Genomic DNA, 17,882 nt, shown 5'->3' on the forward strand with positions numbered 1-17,882 from the left:
TGGGACGCCCTGAAACGCCGCGGGGCCGTACCACTGTCGTGACCGGCCCCGCGGTACCACACACCTGGATCAGCCCTTGGCCGGCAGTGCCTCGGGCAGCGCATCGACCGGCGGCGGCAGTTCGCTTTCGCGGCCATCCAGCGCCAGCTTCAAGCGGTTGCGGTCCAGCGCGCCTTCCCAGCGCGAGACCACCACGGTGGCCACGGCATTGCCGATGAAGTTGGTCAGCGAGCGGCATTCGCTCATGAAGCGGTCCACGCCCAGGATCAGCGCCATGCCGGCAACCGGCACTTCCGGCACGACGGCCAGGGTGGCGGCCAGGGTGATGAAGCCCGCGCCGGTGACGCCGGCCGCGCCCTTGGAGCTGAGCATGGCGACCAGCAGCAGGGCGATCTGGTGGCCCAGGGTCAGTTCGGTGTTGGTGGCCTGGGCGATGAACAGCGCCGCCAGGGTCATGTAGATGTTGGTGCCGTCCAGGTTGAACGAGTAGCCGGTCGGGACCACCAGGCCCACCACCGACTTGCTGCAGCCGGCGCGTTCCATCTTCTCCATCAGCGACGGCAGCGCCGACTCCGACGACGAGGTGCCGAGCACCAGCAGCAGTTCGGCCTTCAGGTAGCGCGCCAGCTTGAATACCGAGAAGCCGCACAGGCGGCAGACCACGCCGAGGATCACCGCCACGAACAGGAAGGCGGTGAGGTAGAACGAGCCCACCAGCCATGCCAGGTTGATCAGCGATCCGACGCCGTACTTGCCGATGGTGAAGGCGATCGCACCGAAGGCGCCGATCGGGGCGGCCTTCATCAGGATGTGCACCAGCTTGAACACCGGAGCGACCAGCGCCTCCAGGAAGTTCAGCACCGGCTTGCCCTTCTCGCCCACCATCGCCAGCGCGATGCCGAACAGCACGGCCACGAACAGCACCTGCAGGATGTTGCCGTCGACGAACGCGCTGAGCAGCGTCTTCGGGATGATGTCCATCAGGAAGCCGACCAGGGTCAGGTCGTGCGACTTCTCGACGTAGCCGTGCACCGCGGTCTGGTCCAGCTCGGCGGGGTTGATGTTCATGCCGGCGCCGGGCTGCACCACGTGCGCCACGATCATGCCGACGATCAGCGCCAGCGTGGAGAAGAACAGGAAGTACGCCATCGCCTTGGCAAAGACCCGGCCCACCGTACGCAGGTGGGTCATGCTGGCGATGCCGGTGACGATGGTGAGGAAGATCACCGGCGCGATGATCATCTTCACCAGGTTGATGAAGGCATCACCGAGCGGCTTCATCTTCTCGCCGATCAACGGCTCGTAATGGCCGAGGATGGCGCCCAGGACGATCGCCACGATCACCTGGAAGTACAGCTGGCGATAGATCGGCAACGGCTTTGCAGGCACCGGTGCTGCGGTCGGGATGTGCATGGCGGACTCCGGAAGGGGCGTTTTCAGGCACGTACGGCCCCGGAGCTGCACGGGAACCGTTACCGTGGAAACTGATCGCAGGCCCTGTGCAGCACGCACAGGAGGTGCGACCAATGGACGCCTTTGTACGCGCCAGGCACGCCAGCGCAGATAACCTATTGGTACTAGCCTCCCGGTTCAGGTGGCACAGGTGCCTACACTGGCGCCGCACCGCCCGATCCCGGGGAGGCTGGTGGCCCGGGCTGAACGGCTGGGTGAGTCTTTGCGAAAGTTCCGGCCCTTCCGGCCGTTGATGTCCTGTCCACACGCAATCTGAGAGAGCCGCACCCAACATGCGCCCGAATCCCACCTTGCTGGCCCTGTCGCTGGCCGCCCTTCCCGCCTTCGCCTCGGCCGCCGATTTCGACAACTGGCCGACCAAGTACACCTTCGGTGATGGCACCGAGCTGGCGGCCACCGCCAACATCGCCTACGACTACAACGACTTCTCCTCGGCCAGTGGCCTCGAGGACGACGATGCCGTGCGCCGCAAGGAATTCGGCGCGACGCTGAAAAAGAAGGGCGTCTACGATGCGATGGTCTACTACGACTTCCAGGCCGATACCTGGCTGGACGTGTTCGTGCGCTTCGAGAGCAAGGCCTTCTTCGGCCGTGACGTCGGCCGCTTCCGCTTCGGCTACATGAAGACCCCGGTCGGCCTGGATGCGAACACCTCTTCGCGTGCCGGCAGCTTCCTGGAAACCTCGCTGCCGGTGCAGGCCTTCTACGAAGGCCGCCGCACCGGCGTGGAGTGGGTGCTGGAGCGCCCGCAGTACCTGCTGCAGGCCGGGGCCTATGGCGGCAAGGACCTGCAGGGCGACAACCCCGGCACCACCCAGGCGGTGCGTGCGGTGTGGACGCCGGTGAAGGCACCAGGCGATGTGATCCACCTGGGCCTGGCCTACTCGCAGGAAAACCCGCGTGGCTACAGCGATGGCCGCGACGTGCATCACGAGGCCAGCGCCCGCCTGCGCGCGCGCCCGGAAGCCGGCCTGACCGACATCCGCTACGTCGATTCCGGTGCGCTGGTCACTGCCGACCAGATCCGCCGCACCGGCCTGGAAGGCATCTGGATCCGGGGCCCGTTCTCGCTGCAGGCCGAAGCGCTGCGCGCTACGGTCACCCGTCGTGACGGCAAGCCCGACTACACCGGCAGTGGCCAGTACGCGATGGCCAGCTGGGTGCTGACCGGCGAATCGCGTCCGTACAACGCCGGCGCGGTGGCCAACATCAAGCCGGCGCACAACTACGGCGCGGTCGAACTGCTGGCCCGATACAGCCGTCTCGACCTGGACGATGGCAGCATCCTCGGCGGCCGCCAGCACGACCTGACGCTGGGCGCGAACTGGTACCTGACCAGCCACTTCAAGTTCCAGGCCAACTACGTGAAGGTCGACGCCAGCCGTCGTGGCGTGCACAGCACGCCGGAGATCTTCGAACTGCGCGCGCAGATGCACTTCTGACCCCTTCCACGTCAGACCCCGGCGGGCGTGCACGCCACGCCCGCCGGCCCTGCGTAGACTGCCGCCATGTACTGGCTCAGCCGCCACCGGATGCTGTTGCTGACCCTGCTGGTGATGGTCGGCGGTACCGTGCTGTGCGCGGTCGCCGCCGGTCATTACGCCTGGCGGCGCGCGCTCGGCGAGGAAAGCAGCCAGGTGCAACGCCAGCTGCAGCTGTATGGCCAGGGCCTGCAACAGCGCATCGACCGCTTCGGCACCTTGCCGCAGGTGCTGGCACTTGACCCGGATCTGCTGCATGCACTGCGCGTGCCGCCCTCGCCCAGCGAACGGCAGCGGCTGAACCTCAAGCTGCAACGCGCCAACGAAGTCACCCGTGCCTCGACCCTGACCCTGGTCGGCCACGACGGTGTGGCGGTGGCGGCCAGCAACTGGGACCAGCCGACCACCAACGTCGGCGAGAACTACAGCTACCGCCCCTACTACCGCCAGGCGCTGGCGCAGGGCCGTGGCCGCTTCTACGGCATCGGCATGACCACCGGCGTGCCCGGCTATTACCTTTCGCAGGCCATCGAAGAAGACGGCAAGCGGCTGGGCGTGGTGGTGATCAAGGTCGAGTTGTCCGCGCTGGAACAGGAATGGCTGAGCAGCCCGGACGTGGTGCTGGCCAGCGACGACCACGACGTGGTGTTCCTGGCCAACCGGGACAGCTGGCGCTACCGGCTGCTGCGCCCGCTGGGAGCCGATGAGCGCCGTGAGATGCTGGACGCCCGCCAGTACGCCGACCGCGCATTGCAGCCCCTGCGCGCACGCACCGAAGACGTGCTGGCCGATGGCGGCCGCATGGTGCGCCTGCTGGATCCGGCGCTGCCGCAGCCGATGCTGTGGCAGAGCCTGCCGCTGCCCGCCGAAGGCTGGAACCTGCACCTGCTGCACGATGCCAGTGCCGCCACCGGCGCCGGCCGCGCCGCAGCACTCACCGGTGGCGCTGCATGGCTGGCGCTGGGCTTCCTGGTGCTGTTCGTGCAGCAGCGCCGGCGACTGGCCAAGCATCGCCTGCGAAGCCGCCGCGAGCTGGAAACCCTGCTCAAGCAGCATGCACAGGAACTGCGTACCGCGCAGGATGGCCTGCTGCAGGCCGCCACCGATGCCGACAGCGGCCTCAGCCGCAGCCTCGAACACCTGCCGCAGGGCGTGGTGGTGATCGACCGCGAACTGCGCCTGGTCGCGTGGAATTCGCGCTATCTGGAACTGTTCCGCTTCCCGCAGGACCTGGTTCGCGTCGGCCGGCCGATCGAGGAACTGTTCCGCTTCAACGCACGCCGTGGCCTGCTTGGTCCGGGCCCGGTCGATGAAGCCATCGAGCGCCGCCTGAACCACCTGCGCAGCGGCCGCCCGCACATGCGCGAGAGCGAAAAAGACGATGGCACCGTGCTGGAAATCCGCGGCAACCCGCTGCCCGACGGCGGCTTCGTCACCAGCTATGCCGACATCACCAGCTACAAGAACGCCGCGCGCGAACTGCGCTCGCTGGCCGATGCGCTGGAACACCGCATCGCCGAGCGCACCCATGACCTGGAAGAAGCACGCCGCGAAGCCGAGCAGGCCAACCGCTACAAGACGCGATTCGTCGCCTCGGCCGTGCACGACCTGCTGCAGCCGCTCAACGCGGCGCGCATGTTCGTCTCGGTGCTGCGCGGCAAGCTGGGCGACCCGGCGCAGCAGCAGACTGCGGACCACATCGATGCTGCGCTGGCCGCGCAGGATGCGATCCTCAACAGCCTGCTGGATATCGCGCGCCTGGAATCCGGCAGCCTGCCGACCCGAGTGCAGGCGTTCCGGCTCGGGCCTTTGCTGCAGACGCTGGCGCGCGAATTCGGCATCGCCGCACAGTCGCGTGGCCTGGTGGTCGACTGGGTCGATACCGATGCGGTGGTGGTCAGCGATGAAGCCCTGCTGCGCCGAATCCTGCAGAACTTCCTGTCCAACGCGCTGCGCTACAGCGAACGCGGCCGCGTGCTGCTCGGCTGCCGTCGCCGTGAAGGCATGCTGTGGATCGAGGTGCACGACCAGGGCCCCGGCATTCCCGACGCATTGCAGGGCGAGATCTTCGAGGAGTTCCGCCGCCTGCACGACGGCCAGCAGCGCGGCGCCGGCCTTGGCCTGGCCATCGTCGATCGCATCGGCCGCCTGCTTGGGCATCCGATCCGGCTGCGCTCGCAGCTGGGCCAGGGCAGCGTGTTCGCGGTGGGCGTGCCGTTCGGCGAAGCCAGCGCGATTCCCGCTACTGCTCCTGTGCCGGTGCTGGTGCAGGAACCGGCGGCGGACAACCCGCTTCGCGGTCGCCGGGTGTGGGTGATCGACGACGATCCGCACGTGTGCGCGGCCAGCCGCGCGCTGCTGGAGCGCTGGGGCTGCGAGGTGGCGCTGGCCGATGGCCCACAGGCGGCGCTGCAGCTGGCAGCAACAGGCGCAGTACCGGAGCTGGTGCTGCTGGATGTGCGCATGGGCGATCACCATGGGCCGGTGCTGTACGAGACATTGGCCGAATTGTGGCAGGCCCGCCCGCCTGTAGTGCTGGTTACTGCCGAGCGCGATGCGGGATTGCGTGAGATGGCCGCCGAACGCGGCTGGGGGATGATGGCCAAGCCGGTGAAGCCGCCGGCGCTGCGGGCACTGATGAGTCAGTTGCTGATCCGCCATCGTGGGTAGTTTCCAGCCAACGGCGCAGCCCCTCGTGGGTGGTGTCTGGGTGGTCGCGGAAAGCAGAAGCCGCGGGTGGGCCGGTCGGGTTGGGTACGCGGGGGACGCCGTGAATCCGTCCCTGGAGGCTTGGCAGCCGCTTGCTCGTGTGCGCTGTCCTGCGCACACGGCAAGACCGGGGTTGGGCGTCCTGCCCAACCCGCCCGAGGCATGCCTCGGGCCCATGCGGCTGACACCCCCGCGCACCCGACCCGACCGGCCTCCGACAGATTTCGGTGGCCTGCACCCACGGAGAAGAAAATAAGATCAAAAGCGGGTCGCGCGCTGCGCTTGCTCGTGTAGAGCCGAGCCCATGCTCGGCTTCACGGACCGGCCAGAAAGCAGCCGAGCGTGGGCTCGGCTCTACAAAAAGCGGCCTGTCAGGCTGCCTTTGCTTTTGATCTTCTTTTCTCTTCCGTGGGTGGATGCGCACGGAACCTGTCCGTGGCCGGGCAGGTGGGCTGCGCAGGGGCGTGAGCCGCATGGATGCGGCGACCGAGCTTACATGGATGTACTTGCAGCGGCCCCTGTGCAGTCCACCTGCCCGGCCTCACCCATGAACTGCTCTACGTGTCCACCCACGAGGGGCTGCGCCGTTTGCTGGAAACTACAGCCCGATGCCGGCGTCGCCCTCGGGCTCCAGCGCCTTCACCAGCACCGCCGCCTGTGTGCGGCTGTGGCACTCGAGCTTCTTCAGGATGGCGGTGACGTGCACCTTCACCGTGTTCTCGGCCAGCCCCAGGGTGTAGGCGATCTGCTTGTTGAGCAGGCCGTCGGCCAGGCAGAGCAGCACGCGGAACTGCTGCGGGGTCAGCTGGGCCAGGCGGCTGGCCAGTAGTGCATCGGCCTCGGAACGCTCGGCGGCCATCGCCGGGAACCACAGGCCGCCATCGAGTACTGCCTGCACGGCCTCCCCGATGGTCTCGGCCGGCGCGGACTTCGGGATGAAACCGGCGGCGCCGAACTGCTGGGCACGGCGGATCACCCGCGGATGGTCGTTGGAGGAAAGGATCACCACCGGGATGTCCGGATGCGAGCCGCGCACGTGCAGCAGCGCGGAAAAACCGTGCGCGCCGGGCATGGTCAGGTCGAGCAGCACCAGGTCCACGTCCGGCTGTGCGTCGAGCGCCTCGGCCAGCGCATCGGCACTGGCCACCTCGCGCACCTGCGCCAGCGGCAGGCTCTGCCGCAAGGACTGCACCACCGCCGAACGCAGCAGCGGGTGGTCGTCGGCGATCAGGATGGTGTATTCGCTCATGCCGCCATTGTACGGGCAGGCCGGAGCCTCAGCGCCCCGCCGGCTCGACGCTGCTGCGCCAGGCATCGAGGAACTGGCGGCGCTTGAGCGCATCCAGGTACACCAGCAGGCCCGGGCCGAGCTGGATCGGACGCCGGCTGCGGCCGGGCGCATCGTCGCCACGTGCGTTGCCGGTCACGATCGGCATCAGCCGCGCCTCGCGCGACAGCACCTGCTGGCCACGGGGCGACAGCAGGTAGTCGAGGAAGCGCCGCGCTTCTTCCGGGTGTGGGCCGGTACGCGGAATCACCGCGGTGCGCAGCACCACCAGCGTGTAGTCCTCAGGCTCGACGATGGCCAGTGGCGCGCCGGCATCGACACGTGCCTGCGCATAGGAACCAAGCACGTTGTAGACCAGCGACAGCTCGCCGCTGGCCACCTTGTCCAGCAGCACGCCGGTGCGCTCTTCGCGCACCACGTCGTTGTCGCCGAGCGCCCCCAGCAGCGCGCCGGCGATGCTGCCGCGCTGCGCATCCTGGGTTGCCAGCAGGTAGCCGACACTGCTGCGCTCGATGTCATAGGTGCCGACCCTGCCGCGCAGCGGTGCACCTTCGGCACGCAGCCGGTCCAGCAGCTGGCGGCGCGTGTGCGGCACCTTTGCCGAAGGCATTGCGCGGGTGTTGTAGACCATCACCACCGGCTCGTAGCTGATGCCGAAGGCCTCGTTGCGCCACTGCGCCCAGGCTGGCAGCGCAGCGGTCAGCGCCGAGCGATGTGGCAGCGCGTGGCCATCGTTGACCAGCTTGGTCTGCAGGTCCATGCCGCTGGAGATCAGCAGGTCCGGCGATGCCGGCCCACCGCGGTCGTGCAGGTAACGCGCGTACAGGTCCTGCGTGATGATGTCCTCGTACACCACCTCGGTGCCCGGGTGCAGCCGCTGGTAATCGGCAATCACCACCGCGAACACTTCGATGTCGGTAGTGCCGTGAATGCGCAGCTGCGCGGTGGCCGCCCCCTGTGCGGGAAAACGACGCACATCGCCGGGCGCGGCCAGCACCGGCAGGGCCAGCAGCAGGGCAACGGCCGTGGCAAACAGGCGGATCATGGACTGCTCCGTGGCAGGCGGATGGTGGCGATCAGCCCGCCCTGCGGGCGGTTGCTGAGGTCGATGCGGCCGCCGTGGCTGTCGACCACCCGCTTGACGATGGCCAGGCCCAGCCCGGCACCGCCGGATGGCGCGCCTTCGCCACGCGCGAAGCGCTCGAATACGCGTTCGGCATCGGCAGCCGCGATGCCTGCGCCATGGTCGGCGATGGTCAGCACGGCCTGCCCGCTTTCCACGGTCAGCGCGATCTGCAACGGGCCGTCGCCGCCGTACTTCAACGCGTTGTCGACCAGGTTCTTGATTGCCTCGCGCAGCAGCAGCGCGTCGCCATGCACCTGCACCGGCTCGGCAGTCATCGCCAGTTGCACGCGCGGTGCCGGGCTTGCCTGCGGCAGTGCTTCATGCAACGCCTGGTGCACGGTCTCGGCCAGATCCACCGCCGCAAAGCGCTGCAGGTGCGAACGATGGATCACGCTGGCATCGCTGAGCAGCTGGTTGAGCAGCCGGCTCATATGCGTGGCGTTGCGCTCGATCGCCTGCAGGCTGCGTCGCATGTCCTCCGGATCGTCATCATCCAGCGCCAACTGCGCCTGAGCTCGCAATGCCGCCAGTGGCGTGCGCATCTGGTGTGCGGCCTCGGCCATGAACGCGCGCAGTGTCTCGTTGCTGCTGGACAGGCGCTCCATGAAGCGGTTCAACGCGGCCACCATCTGGTCCATCTCGCGTGGCACGCGGGCATCGAGCGGCTTCAGGTCGGACGGCTCGCGGCGCGACAGCTCGCGCTCCACCCGCACCAGCGGCCGGAACGCACGATGCACGCCGAACGCCACCAGCGCCAGCAGCAGCCCGGACAACACACCGATCGCCAGCAATGCACGATTGACCATGTCCTGCGCAACGGCTTCGCGCGCGCGCCGGGTCTGGCCCACCTGCACCTGCACCTCGCCCTGCGCGGAGGCCGCGGCGAAACTGCGGCCGACCACCACGAAGCGCACGGTTTCGCCGCTGTAGGGGGCGTCGAACAGCTGCGGCTGGGTACCGGGCCTGCGCGGCGGTGTCGGCAGATCACCGTAGCCGGTGATCAGCGTGCCGCGGCTGTCGGCCACCCGGTAGAACACGCGGTCCTCCGGCGCCATCGCCAGCAGGTCCAGCGCCGCATAGGGCAGATCGACCTGCCACTGGCCGTCGACCAGGGCCACCGAATCGGCAATGGACAGCGCCGAGGACACCAGCAGGTGATCGTAGGATCGGTTGGCGGCGCGCTGGCCGTAATCGCGTGCGGCGAAAAGCAGGGCCACCGCGAACACCGCCAGCAGCACGCCGAGGTAGAGCAGCAGCGTGCGCCGCAGCGAACCCGGCGCCGCAGTCGCAGCACGCGTGTCAGCCATCGGCGTCGGCATGGGTATCGCTGGCTTCCAGCAGGTAACCGACGCCACGCACCGTGGTGATGCGCAGCGGCGCGCCCGCCAGCTTCTTTCTCAGGCGACCAACGTACAACTCGATGGCATTCGGGCCCGCTTCGTCATCGAAACCAAACAGGCCGTTGCCGATCTCGTCCTTGCCGACCACCTGGCCAAGACGGCCGACCAGGATCTCCAGCAGGCGGTACTCGCGATTGGGCAGTTCGATCGGCTCCCCGTCGAGGCTGACCCGGTGCGCCGCGTTGTCGAACTGGAAGCCGCCGATCTGCACCACTTCGCTGGCCTGGCCGCGCGCACGCCGCAGCAGCACGCGGCAGCGCGCTTCGAACTCGCGGAAATCAAACGGCTTGCCCAGGTAGTCGTCGGCCCCCACATCCAGCGCCTGCACGCGATCTTCGATGCCGTCACGCGCGGTCAGCATCAGCACCGGCGTGCTGTCACCGCGCTCGCGCATGCCGGCCAGCACGCGCAGGCCATCGAGCTTGGGCAGGCCGATGTCCAGCACCACCAGGTCGAAGCTCTGGTAGCGCAGCACGCTGGCAGCGGCCAGGCCATCGGCCTGCCAGTCCACGGCGTGCCCGCTGCGGCGCATCCGGCGGATGATCGCATCGGCCAGATCCGGATTGTCTTCGACCAGCAGCAGGCGCATGGGCACACGGGTGGGAGGGGAACCGAATGCTACCGCATGCCGCCGCTGGGCTCGCCGGGCGCGGCACGGCGAGCCCAGCGGCCTGTGCTTTTCGCTGCACCGCACAATCCGTTGACAGGACGATGACAGCTTGCCCGACCCAGACTGCGGCCGCGCACCGTCCGGTGCCCACGATTGCCGCGCGCCTGGCGCGCACCTGGGAGGGTTTGTGGAATTCACGTTTGCCTGGCGGCGTCCTGCCGCCATGATGGCGCTGGCTGTCCTGTCGGTGCCGGCCTTCGCCGCCGAAGACGACCGTCCGGTCACCGCCACCCTGGGTGGCCGCCTGCACCTGGACTTCGCCACCTTCGACAACGACAACCGCGGAACGCCGAACAAGGATGACACCGAGATCCGCCGTGCATGGGTCGATGTGTCCGGCAAGTTCTTCGTGGTCGACTACAAGCTGGAAGCCGACTTCTCCGGCGACCGCGTCGAGGCCAAGGATGTCTACCTGGCCCGCAGCTTCGGCAAGGCGGGCAAGCTGACCGTGGGCCAGTTCAAGCAGTATTTCTCGCTGGATGACCGTACCAGCTCCAACTACGGCAGCTTCCTGGAGCGCGGCAACGCCGGCACCACGCTGGCGCCGCTGTACCGCCTGGGTGCGTCCTGGCAGGCCAACCCGGGCGACTTCACCTGGGCGGCCAGCCTCTACAGCCTGGAGAGCATCGACGCCTGGCAGGTGAAGGGTCGCGCGGCGGGTGGTCGCGTCACCTGGGCGCCCTCGCCCAGCGACGGCGACGTGCTGCACCTGGGCCTGTCGCTGGCCCGCGAAGCGTACGACAACCCCGGCGCCAATGGCGTGCCCGGCCTGCGCATCCGCCCGCGCCCGGCCGGCCACCTGTCCGACGAGAGCCGCCTGACCCTGGTCGACTTCTCCGCCGGCCGCGATACCGACGTCAACAAGTGGTCGCTGGAATACGCGCAAGTGCGCGGCCCGCTGTCGTGGCAGGGCGAGTTCAGTGGCGCCACCTTCGATGACGGCGCCCAGCGCGGCGACGTGATGGCCGCCTACGGCATGCTCAGCTGGTTCGTCACCGGCGAAAGCCGCGCCTATGACCGCAAGACCGGGCGCTTCGCGCGGGTGAAGGACATCCGCCACAAGGCCGGTGCATTCGAAGTGGCGCTGCGCTACGACCAGATGTGGGGCGCGCAGCACCTTGATGGCGCGCCGGACCTGCGCCGCGGCAGCACCGAAGCCTGGACGCTGGGCGGCAACTGGTACCTGCGCGACAACCTGCGCTTCATGCTCAACGTGATCGAAAGCCGCAACCGCGACCGCCTGGCCGGGGTCACGGTGGACCGCACCCGCGCGGTCACCGGCCGCCTGCAGTACGACTTCTAGGCCTGACATTCCGGGCGCGCGGCGCCCGGCCCCTTCCACTCCCCACGTCCTGTTTTCGCAAGGAGTCCGCAGATGATGCTGAGCATCCTCGGCTTTGGCATGGTCATTACGTTCATGTACTTGATCATGAGCAAGCGCCTGTCGCCGCTCGTCGCCCTGATCACCATTCCCATCCTGTTCGCGCTGATCGGTGGCTTCGGTGCCGGCATCGACGAGATGATGCTGGAGGGCATCAAGAAGATCGCGCCGACCGGCGTGATGCTGATGTTCGCCATCCTCTACTTCGGGGTGATGATCGATGCCGGCCTGTTCGATCCGCTGGTGCGGGTGATCCTGCGCTTCGTCAAGGGCGATCCGATGAAGATCGTGCTTGGCACCGCCGTGCTGGCGATGCTGATCTCGCTCGATGGCGACGGTTCGACCACCTACATGATCACCGTCTCGGCGATGCTGCCGCTGTACCAGCGGCTGGGCATGAACGCGCTGAACATGACCTGCGTGACCATCCTCGCCGGCGGCGTGATGAACCTGACCCCGTGGGGCGGCCCGACCGCACGCGCGGCCACTGCGCTGCACGTGGACCCGGCCGATGTGTTCGTGCCGCTGATCCCGTCGATGGTGATCGCCTGTGCCGGCGTGCTGCTGCTGGCCTGGTACCTGGGCCTGAAGGAACGCCGTCGCCTCGGCGTGGTGACCCTGCCCAAGGGCGGCAGCTGGATGGACAACAGCGTGTCCGATGACAGCAATCCGCTGCCGACCGTGGAAGACGCCGAGGACATCAAGCGGCCGAAGCTGCTGTGGGTGAACCTGGCCCTGACCGTGGCGCTGATGACCGCGCTGATCATCGGCGTGCTGCCGATGCCGGTGCTGTTCATGGTCGGCTTCGCCATCGCCCTGGTGATCAACTACCCGAACCTGGCCGAGCAGCGCCGCCGCGTGGTCAACCACGCCGGCAACGTGCTGTCGGTGGTGTCGCTGATCTTCGCCGCAGGCATCTTCACCGGCATCCTCAACAACACCGGCATGGTCGAAGCGATGTCGCACAGCTTCCTGGCGGTCATTCCGGAGTCGTGGGGCCCGTACCTGGCGGTGATCACCGCGGTGGCGTCGATGCCGTTCACCTTCTTCATGTCCAACGACGCGTTCTACTTCGGCGTGCTGCCGATCCTGTCCGAGGCCGCCGGCAACTACGGCATCACTCCGGTGGAAATGGCGCGCGCCTCGCTGGCCGGCCAGCCGGTGCACCTGCTCAGCCCGCTGGTGCCGTCCACCTACCTGCTGGTGGGCCTGGCCAAGGTCGAATTCGCCGACCACCAGAAGTTCACCCTGAAGTGGGCCATCGCCATCTCGATGCTGCTGATGATCGGCAGCCTGCTGTTCGGCCTGTATCCCCTCGCCGCCTGACCCTTTGCCAAGGAGCCTTCTGCAATGACGCTTCGAATCGCTTACGTCACCAGTGGAATGGGCAGTGTCGGCACTGCCATCTGCCAGAGCCTGGCCCGCAGCGGCCACACCGTGGTTGCCGGCTGCGCGCCGAACTCGCCGCGCAAGGCCAACTGGCTGCGCGAGCAGCGCGAACAGGGCTTCGACTTCATCGCCTCCGAAGGCAACGCGACCGACTGGGCCTCGACCAGCGCCGCGTTCGCCAAGGTCCGCGCCGAAGTGGGTGAGGTCGATGTACTGGTCAACAACTCCGGCGGCAGCCGCGACCTGCTGTTCCGGCAGATGACGGTGGAGGACTGGAACGCGGTGATCGCCTCCAACCTCAATGCGCTGTTCAACCTGACCAAGCAGGTGGTCGACGGCATGGCCACGCGGGGCTGGGGCCGCATCATCAACATCGGCTCGGTCAGCGCACACAAGGGCCAGATCGGCCAGGTGAACTACGCCACCGCCAAGGCCGCGATGCATGGCTTCAGCCGTGCGCTGGCCGCCGAAGTGGCTTCGCGCGGCGTCACCGTCAACACGCTGTCGCCGGGCTACATCGCCAGCCAGGCGATCAGCAGCTTCCCGCCGGATGTACTGGACCGGCTGGCGGCCTCGGTGCCGGTGCGCCGCCTGGGTCGCCCCGAGGAAGTGGCCGGCCTGTGCGCGTGGCTGGCCTCGGATGAAGCCTCGTACGTGACCGGCGCCGACTATCCGGTCAACGGTGGCCTGTACATGGGTTGAGCCTTTCTCCACGCTGCGCGTGGACCGCCTCCCCCACGGAGTGCGCGGGGCCGGTGAACCTTTGCTTGCGAAGGGAATCCGGCCCCTTTTTCATCCGGCTGCGGGACCTGCGCGGGTGCCCGGCACCATTCGTTGGTTTTCCGTAAAGAAGGTTTCATGTTCCGTTCGCATAGTGGCCCTGCACCGCGCACGCGTGCCGGTGATCACCCCCCATGCAACGGACCACCATGCAGACCCGACACCTGACGATCGCCGTAGCGATCGTGCTCTCCGCCGCTGCCAGCGCCCATGCCGCCACCACCGCCGATACCGGCGCCAGCACCGATGCCGCGCTGAGCGCGCAGACGCTGGATACCGTCTCTGTGATCGGCCAGGGCGAGACCCGCCAGGTGCAGCGCATCACTGCCGTGGACAAGCAGGTGCTGCCGCCGGGCACCAGTGGCCAGAAGATCCTCGATCGCCTTCCGGGCGTGTCGGTGCAGTCCAACGATGCCTTTGGCGCCAACGAGGAATCGCAGACCATCAGCCTGCGCGGCTTCGACAAGAGCCGCCTGGGCTACACGCTGGACGGCATCCCGCTGGGCGACAACAGCTACGGCAATTACAACGGCCTGAGCATCGCCCGCGCGATCATCGCCGAGAACCTGGCCGGCGCCGAACTGTCGCAGGGCATTGGTTCGCTGGGCGTGGCCTCGACCAGCAACCTGGGCGGCACCATCCAGTATTTCTCGATGGATCCGTCCACCGAATTCGGTGGCCGCGCCAGCGTCACCGTCGGCGACAACCACCAGCGCCGCGGCTACCTGCGCGTGGACAGCGGCGACCTCAACGGCTTCTCGGCCTATGTGTCCGGCGTGCACCAGGACCAGGACATGTGGGCCGCGCCGTTCCAGAACCAGACCACCCGCCAGTTCAATGCCAAGGCAGTGTGGAACGTTGGCGACCACCGTTTCGGTGCGTTCGTGGCGACCTCGCGCTCCAGCCAGGCCAACTATGCCTACCTGTCCAAGGACATGCTGGCACGCGGACTGGGGTATGACTGGAACATCTACGCGCCGGACTGGGATCGCGCCGTCGCCGCCGCGTACTGCGCGCCTGGCACCTACAACAAGGCGCGCTGCAAGTTCAGCGGCGGCGTCAACAGCATCGACGATGCGTACTATCAGAGCCGTGCGCTGCGCGACGACAACCTGTACTCGGTCGATGCCGACCTGCGCCTGGGCGAGCAGGGCCGCCTGAAGCTGCTGGCCTACCACCACGACAACCGTGGCCAGGGCCACTGGTGGGCACCGGGCCAGCCGTCCTACCCGGGTACCGACAGGATGCTGCCGATCTCGATCCGCAGCACCAACTACACGATCAACCGCGATGGCCTGACCGCCGCGCTGTCGTGGACGGTGGGCATCCACGAGCTGGAAGCCGGCCTGTGGTACGAGCAGAACGACCATAACGTGTCGCGCAACTTCTACTACATCAGCGGCCCGTTCCTGGACGACCTGTACCTGAAGAACCCCGACCGCTTGCTGTTCAACCAGGACTTCGACATCCGCACGCGCCAGTTCTACGTGCAGGACCGCATGCGCTTCCTGGACCAGCGCCTGACCGTGGACGTGGGCATCAAGAGCCCCAACACCCGCATGCGCGCCACCGCGCAGCCCGGCGTTGAAACCCGCATTGCGTCGGGCACACTGACCGCCAAGGAATCGGTGCTGCCGCAGGTAGGCCTGGGCTTCAAGCTCAACGCCAACAACGAGCTGTTCGCCTCCTACGCCGAGAACATCGCCGCCTTCGTCGGCGGTGGCAGCGGCGGCCCGCTGCAGGTGTCGCCGGAATCGTTCGCGGCCAGCGCCGGGCTGGAGCCGGAGAAGTCCAAGAGCCTGGAAGCCGGCTTCCGCACTTTCGGTGAGAAGTACCAGGCCTCGATCGCTGCATACAACGTCAAGTTCGACAACCGCCTGCTGTCGCTGAACCCGTGTTCGAGCATCGAAGTCGGCACGCGCCCGGAGTGCGTGACGCGCTTCATCAACGTCGGTTCGGTGAAGAGCCATGGCGCGGAACTGACCTTCATCCTCAAGCCGATTGATGGCCTGCAGTGGTACAACGCGCTGTCCTGGAACAAGACCACCTACGAGGATGACTACACCTCGGGCGGTGCGATCGTTCCGGTGGCCGGCAAGATCACGGTGGATACGCCGCAGCGCATGGCCTCCAGCGAGATCAGCTGGAACCGCGACGGCTTCTTCGCCAGCCTGCGTGCGAAGTACACCGGCAAGCGCTACTACACCTACACCAACGACCAGTCGGTGCCGGGCGTGACCACCTTCGACGCCGGTGCGGGCTACGATTTCGGCCCGGGCCTGGGCCTGCGCAACGTGCGGGTGTCGTTGAACGCGACCAACCTGACCAACAAGCGCTACGCCGGCCAGCTGAGTTCGTTCGCACCGACTGATCCGAAGGGCACGCGCTATGCGATCCATGCGAGTGCGCCGCGGCAGCTGTTCATGACGGTGGCGGCGGAGTTCTAAGTCAGAAGCGGGCGCTGCGGCGCATTGACTGTTCCTGCATGGCGCAGGTAGGCAGGCCCATGCAGGACACGCCGTAAACCCGTCCTTGGGGGCTCGATGGCGCCATCCATGGCGCCAACGGTCCTGCATGGGCCTGCCTACCCGCGCTCGACAATTCCCAGCGCCGGCGCGGAGGCAATGGAAAGCAAGAGCAAAAGCAAAGAGCCGGGCATTGCCCGGCGCTTTGCTTTTCAAACTTCTCAAACGCAATCCCTCTGGTGGACCTGCTGCCGCGCCCGCAGGAAATTGTCTGGAGGAGGCGGGGCACCCTGGTCAGGACCGTTGGCGCCATGGATGGCGCCATCGAGCACCATGGAGGGGCTTTTGCGTGTCCTGACCAGGGTGCCCCGCCTCCTCCCAGCCGATAGCAGGCAGGCGCAGGAGGATCCGCCAACGCATTTCATTCCGGCGCCAGCTGGTCCATCCGTATCCGGTTGGCGAACAGCGAGAACGCCAGCATGCCGGCCAGGCCGTTCGCCCGGCTCACCCAATGCGGCAGCCAGCGCGGCGGCTTCAGCACCCCCGCCTCGAACAGCGGCGCGAACGCGATCGCATCGGCCAGGCTCATCTTGCCGGCGAACAACCAGCGGCAGACCTGCAGGCGGTCCTCGGCCAGCATGTGCCGGAAGAAGGTATGCACCGATACCAGGCCGCGCAGGTACACCGTGTCCTTGGTGAACGCCAGGCCGCCACTCGGCGGCACGCCACGGAACACGCGCTGGGCCGAGGCGAAACTCTCTTCCGCGTTCTGCCCGGCATCGCAGAAATAGCGGAACACTTCGATGAAATCAGCGCCTTCGCGTGCCATCGCAATCGCTTCGGTACGCAGGCTGATGCGTTTCAGGCGCTCGATGTCGATGCTGCCGGTGATCTGCTCGGCGAAGGTCGCCAACCCTTCCTGGGTCGCCGTTACCCGTGGCGAGGACAACGCCAGGCTCGGCAGTACCGGCTGGCCGCGGCCATTCAATGCGGTCAGCGAATGCACCAGCGCTTCGTGGTGGAACAACTGCGCGCGGTCGTAGGCGCTGAAGCGCGCGCTGGTGCGCAGGCGGATGCGGGTCGGGCCGGCGGCGGCCTTGGACACCAGCTCCGGATCCAGCTGCACCTGGATGATGCGCGATTCGAAGAACGCATCCAGATCATTCTGCAGCTGCAGCTGCAGGGCGATGGCCGAGACCGGCACCTGCTCTTCCGGCGCCAGCAGTTCGTGGTCCAGTTCGGCGGCAATCTGTATGAAGTGGCGCGCCGCGTCGCGCGTGCTCGGGCCATTGCCCGGCAGCGGCTGCTCGGGGGCGCCGAACAGCTGCACCGAACAGGTATCAACGGCGGCGGTGCCCAGCCCTTCCAGCAGCTGCGCGGCCAGGTCCCAGCTCTGCGCTGACTGCTGCACGTAGTGGCCGAGTGGATGGCTGTCGTCGCAGTCGGCGGCGATCGCGGCCAGCGCGCGACGTTCTTCGCTGAAGTCCAGCCGTGGGTAATCCACCTTCGGCAGCACCGGCTGGCCACGCGCCACGCTGTCCAGGAACGGTGCCTGCAGCGTGGCCGGCCAGCTGGTCAGGCCCAGCAGGCGGATGCCTCCCACGGCCTCGACCAGGCGCGCATCGAGCGCTGCATGGTGGGCCACGTCACGGTCCAGCGTCGCAGTCGGTTCCATGCGCGGACTATAACGCCCTGCCGTGCCCGGCGCGGTGCGCCGCCG

The 17,882-nt window shown here is 67.5% G+C and carries 12 protein-coding genes; 6 read left to right on the forward strand and 6 right to left on the reverse strand.

The genetic code is table 11. The features are described from left to right. Positions 1–69: 69 nt before the first annotated feature. On the reverse strand, positions 70–1,413 hold the full coding sequence (locus AC5P7F_RS04845; RefSeq protein ID WP_164077841.1) for a C4-dicarboxylate transporter DctA: 1,344 nt from the start codon (positions 1,411–1,413) through the stop codon (positions 70–72). 332 nt (positions 1,414–1,745) lie between these two features. Here AC5P7F_RS04845 and AC5P7F_RS04850 point away from each other — a divergent pair, with 332 nt between their 5' ends. Together AC5P7F_RS04850 and AC5P7F_RS04855 are read left to right on the forward strand one after the other, a co-directional pair. Continuing rightward, complete coding sequence (locus AC5P7F_RS04850; protein WP_046432442.1) at positions 1,746–2,915, forward strand: OprO/OprP family phosphate-selective porin; 1,170 nt, start codon at positions 1,746–1,748, stop codon at positions 2,913–2,915. 66 nt (positions 2,916–2,981) lie between these two features. Continuing rightward, positions 2,982–5,624 carry a hybrid sensor histidine kinase/response regulator gene (locus tag AC5P7F_RS04855; protein WP_014648359.1) on the forward strand — a complete coding sequence of 881 codons (2,643 nt, stop codon included), beginning with the start codon at positions 2,982–2,984 and terminating at the stop codon, positions 5,622–5,624. A gap of 637 nt (positions 5,625–6,261) precedes the next feature. Here the strand turns inward: AC5P7F_RS04855 and AC5P7F_RS04860 are convergent. From AC5P7F_RS04860 to AC5P7F_RS04875, 4 genes are read right to left on the reverse strand one after another with little or no spacing between them, the layout of a single operon-like run. Then, positions 6,262–6,912 carry a response regulator gene (locus AC5P7F_RS04860; protein WP_014648360.1) on the reverse strand — a complete coding sequence of 217 codons (651 nt, stop codon included), beginning with the start codon at positions 6,910–6,912 and terminating at the stop codon, positions 6,262–6,264. Positions 6,913–6,940: 28 nt separating this feature from the next. After that, positions 6,941–7,996 carry an ABC transporter substrate-binding protein gene (locus AC5P7F_RS04865; RefSeq protein WP_014648361.1) on the reverse strand — a complete coding sequence of 352 codons (1,056 nt, stop codon included), beginning with the start codon at positions 7,994–7,996 and terminating at the stop codon, positions 6,941–6,943. Further along, positions 7,993–9,384, reverse strand: coding sequence for a sensor histidine kinase (locus AC5P7F_RS04870; RefSeq protein ID WP_014648362.1), 1,392 nt, complete (start codon positions 9,382–9,384; stop codon positions 7,993–7,995). The genes AC5P7F_RS04865 and AC5P7F_RS04870 overlap by 4 nt, the downstream gene beginning before the upstream one ends. Further along, positions 9,377–10,066 (reverse strand): response regulator transcription factor, encoded by a 690-nt coding sequence (locus tag AC5P7F_RS04875; protein ID WP_005419188.1) that lies wholly within the window; start codon positions 10,064–10,066, stop codon positions 9,377–9,379. Before AC5P7F_RS04875 ends, AC5P7F_RS04870 begins: the two co-directional genes overlap by 8 nt. Positions 10,067–10,310: 244 nt before the next feature. Between AC5P7F_RS04875 and AC5P7F_RS04880 the strand changes: the two genes are divergently transcribed. The 4 genes from AC5P7F_RS04880 (at position 10,311) to AC5P7F_RS04895 (ending at position 16,144) form a co-directional block, all read left to right on the forward strand. Beyond that, positions 10,311–11,450 carry an OprO/OprP family phosphate-selective porin gene (locus tag AC5P7F_RS04880; RefSeq protein WP_032956563.1) on the forward strand — a complete coding sequence of 380 codons (1,140 nt, stop codon included), beginning with the start codon at positions 10,311–10,313 and terminating at the stop codon, positions 11,448–11,450. Between the two features lie 75 nt (positions 11,451–11,525). After that, positions 11,526–12,854, forward strand: coding sequence for a CitMHS family transporter (locus tag AC5P7F_RS04885; RefSeq protein ID WP_005419191.1), 1,329 nt, complete (start codon positions 11,526–11,528; stop codon positions 12,852–12,854). A 24-nt stretch (positions 12,855–12,878) separates the two neighbouring features. Further along, entirely contained in the window at positions 12,879–13,619 is a 741-nt protein-coding gene (phbB, locus tag AC5P7F_RS04890) for an acetoacetyl-CoA reductase (RefSeq protein ID WP_005419193.1), read from the forward strand. 227 nt (positions 13,620–13,846) lie between these two features. Further along, the gene (locus AC5P7F_RS04895) at positions 13,847–16,144 is read left to right on the forward strand and encodes a TonB-dependent receptor (protein ID WP_495204141.1); all 2,298 of its coding nucleotides are present in this window, start codon (positions 13,847–13,849) and stop codon (positions 16,142–16,144) included. Positions 16,145–16,583: 439 nt separating this feature from the next. Here the strand turns inward: AC5P7F_RS04895 and AC5P7F_RS04900 are convergent, their stop codons facing one another. After that, positions 16,584–17,837, reverse strand: coding sequence for a flavohemoglobin expression-modulating QEGLA motif protein (locus AC5P7F_RS04900; RefSeq protein WP_014648365.1), 1,254 nt, complete (start codon positions 17,835–17,837; stop codon positions 16,584–16,586). Positions 17,838–17,882: the final 45 nt, after the last annotated feature.

This window comes from Stenotrophomonas sp. YJH_SMC_105-26 (genome assembly GCF_059368915.1).

Coding starts and splice junctions, on each gene's coding strand:
- AC5P7F_RS04880 (WP_032956563.1), top strand. CDS start 10,311: ATGATGGCGCTGGCTGTCCTGTCGGTGCCGGCCTTCGCCGCCGAAGAC.
- AC5P7F_RS04900 (WP_014648365.1), bottom strand. CDS start 17,837: ATGGAACCGACTGCGACGCTGGACCGTGACGTGGCCCACCATGCAGCG.
- AC5P7F_RS04865 (WP_014648361.1), bottom strand. CDS start 7,996: ATGATCCGCCTGTTTGCCACGGCCGTTGCCCTGCTGCTGGCCCTGCCG.
- AC5P7F_RS04875 (WP_005419188.1), bottom strand. CDS start 10,066: ATGCGCCTGCTGCTGGTCGAAGACAATCCGGATCTGGCCGATGCGATC.
- AC5P7F_RS04860 (WP_014648360.1), bottom strand. CDS start 6,912: ATGAGCGAATACACCATCCTGATCGCCGACGACCACCCGCTGCTGCGT.
- AC5P7F_RS04885 (WP_005419191.1), top strand. CDS start 11,526: ATGCTGAGCATCCTCGGCTTTGGCATGGTCATTACGTTCATGTACTTG.
- AC5P7F_RS04895 (WP_495204141.1), top strand. CDS start 13,847: ATGCAGACCCGACACCTGACGATCGCCGTAGCGATCGTGCTCTCCGCC.
- AC5P7F_RS04870 (WP_014648362.1), bottom strand. CDS start 9,384: ATGGCTGACACGCGTGCTGCGACTGCGGCGCCGGGTTCGCTGCGGCGC.
- AC5P7F_RS04855 (WP_014648359.1), top strand. CDS start 2,982: ATGTACTGGCTCAGCCGCCACCGGATGCTGTTGCTGACCCTGCTGGTG.
- AC5P7F_RS04850 (WP_046432442.1), top strand. CDS start 1,746: ATGCGCCCGAATCCCACCTTGCTGGCCCTGTCGCTGGCCGCCCTTCCC.
- phbB (WP_005419193.1), top strand. CDS start 12,879: ATGACGCTTCGAATCGCTTACGTCACCAGTGGAATGGGCAGTGTCGGC.
- AC5P7F_RS04845 (WP_164077841.1), bottom strand. CDS start 1,413: ATGCACATCCCGACCGCAGCACCGGTGCCTGCAAAGCCGTTGCCGATC.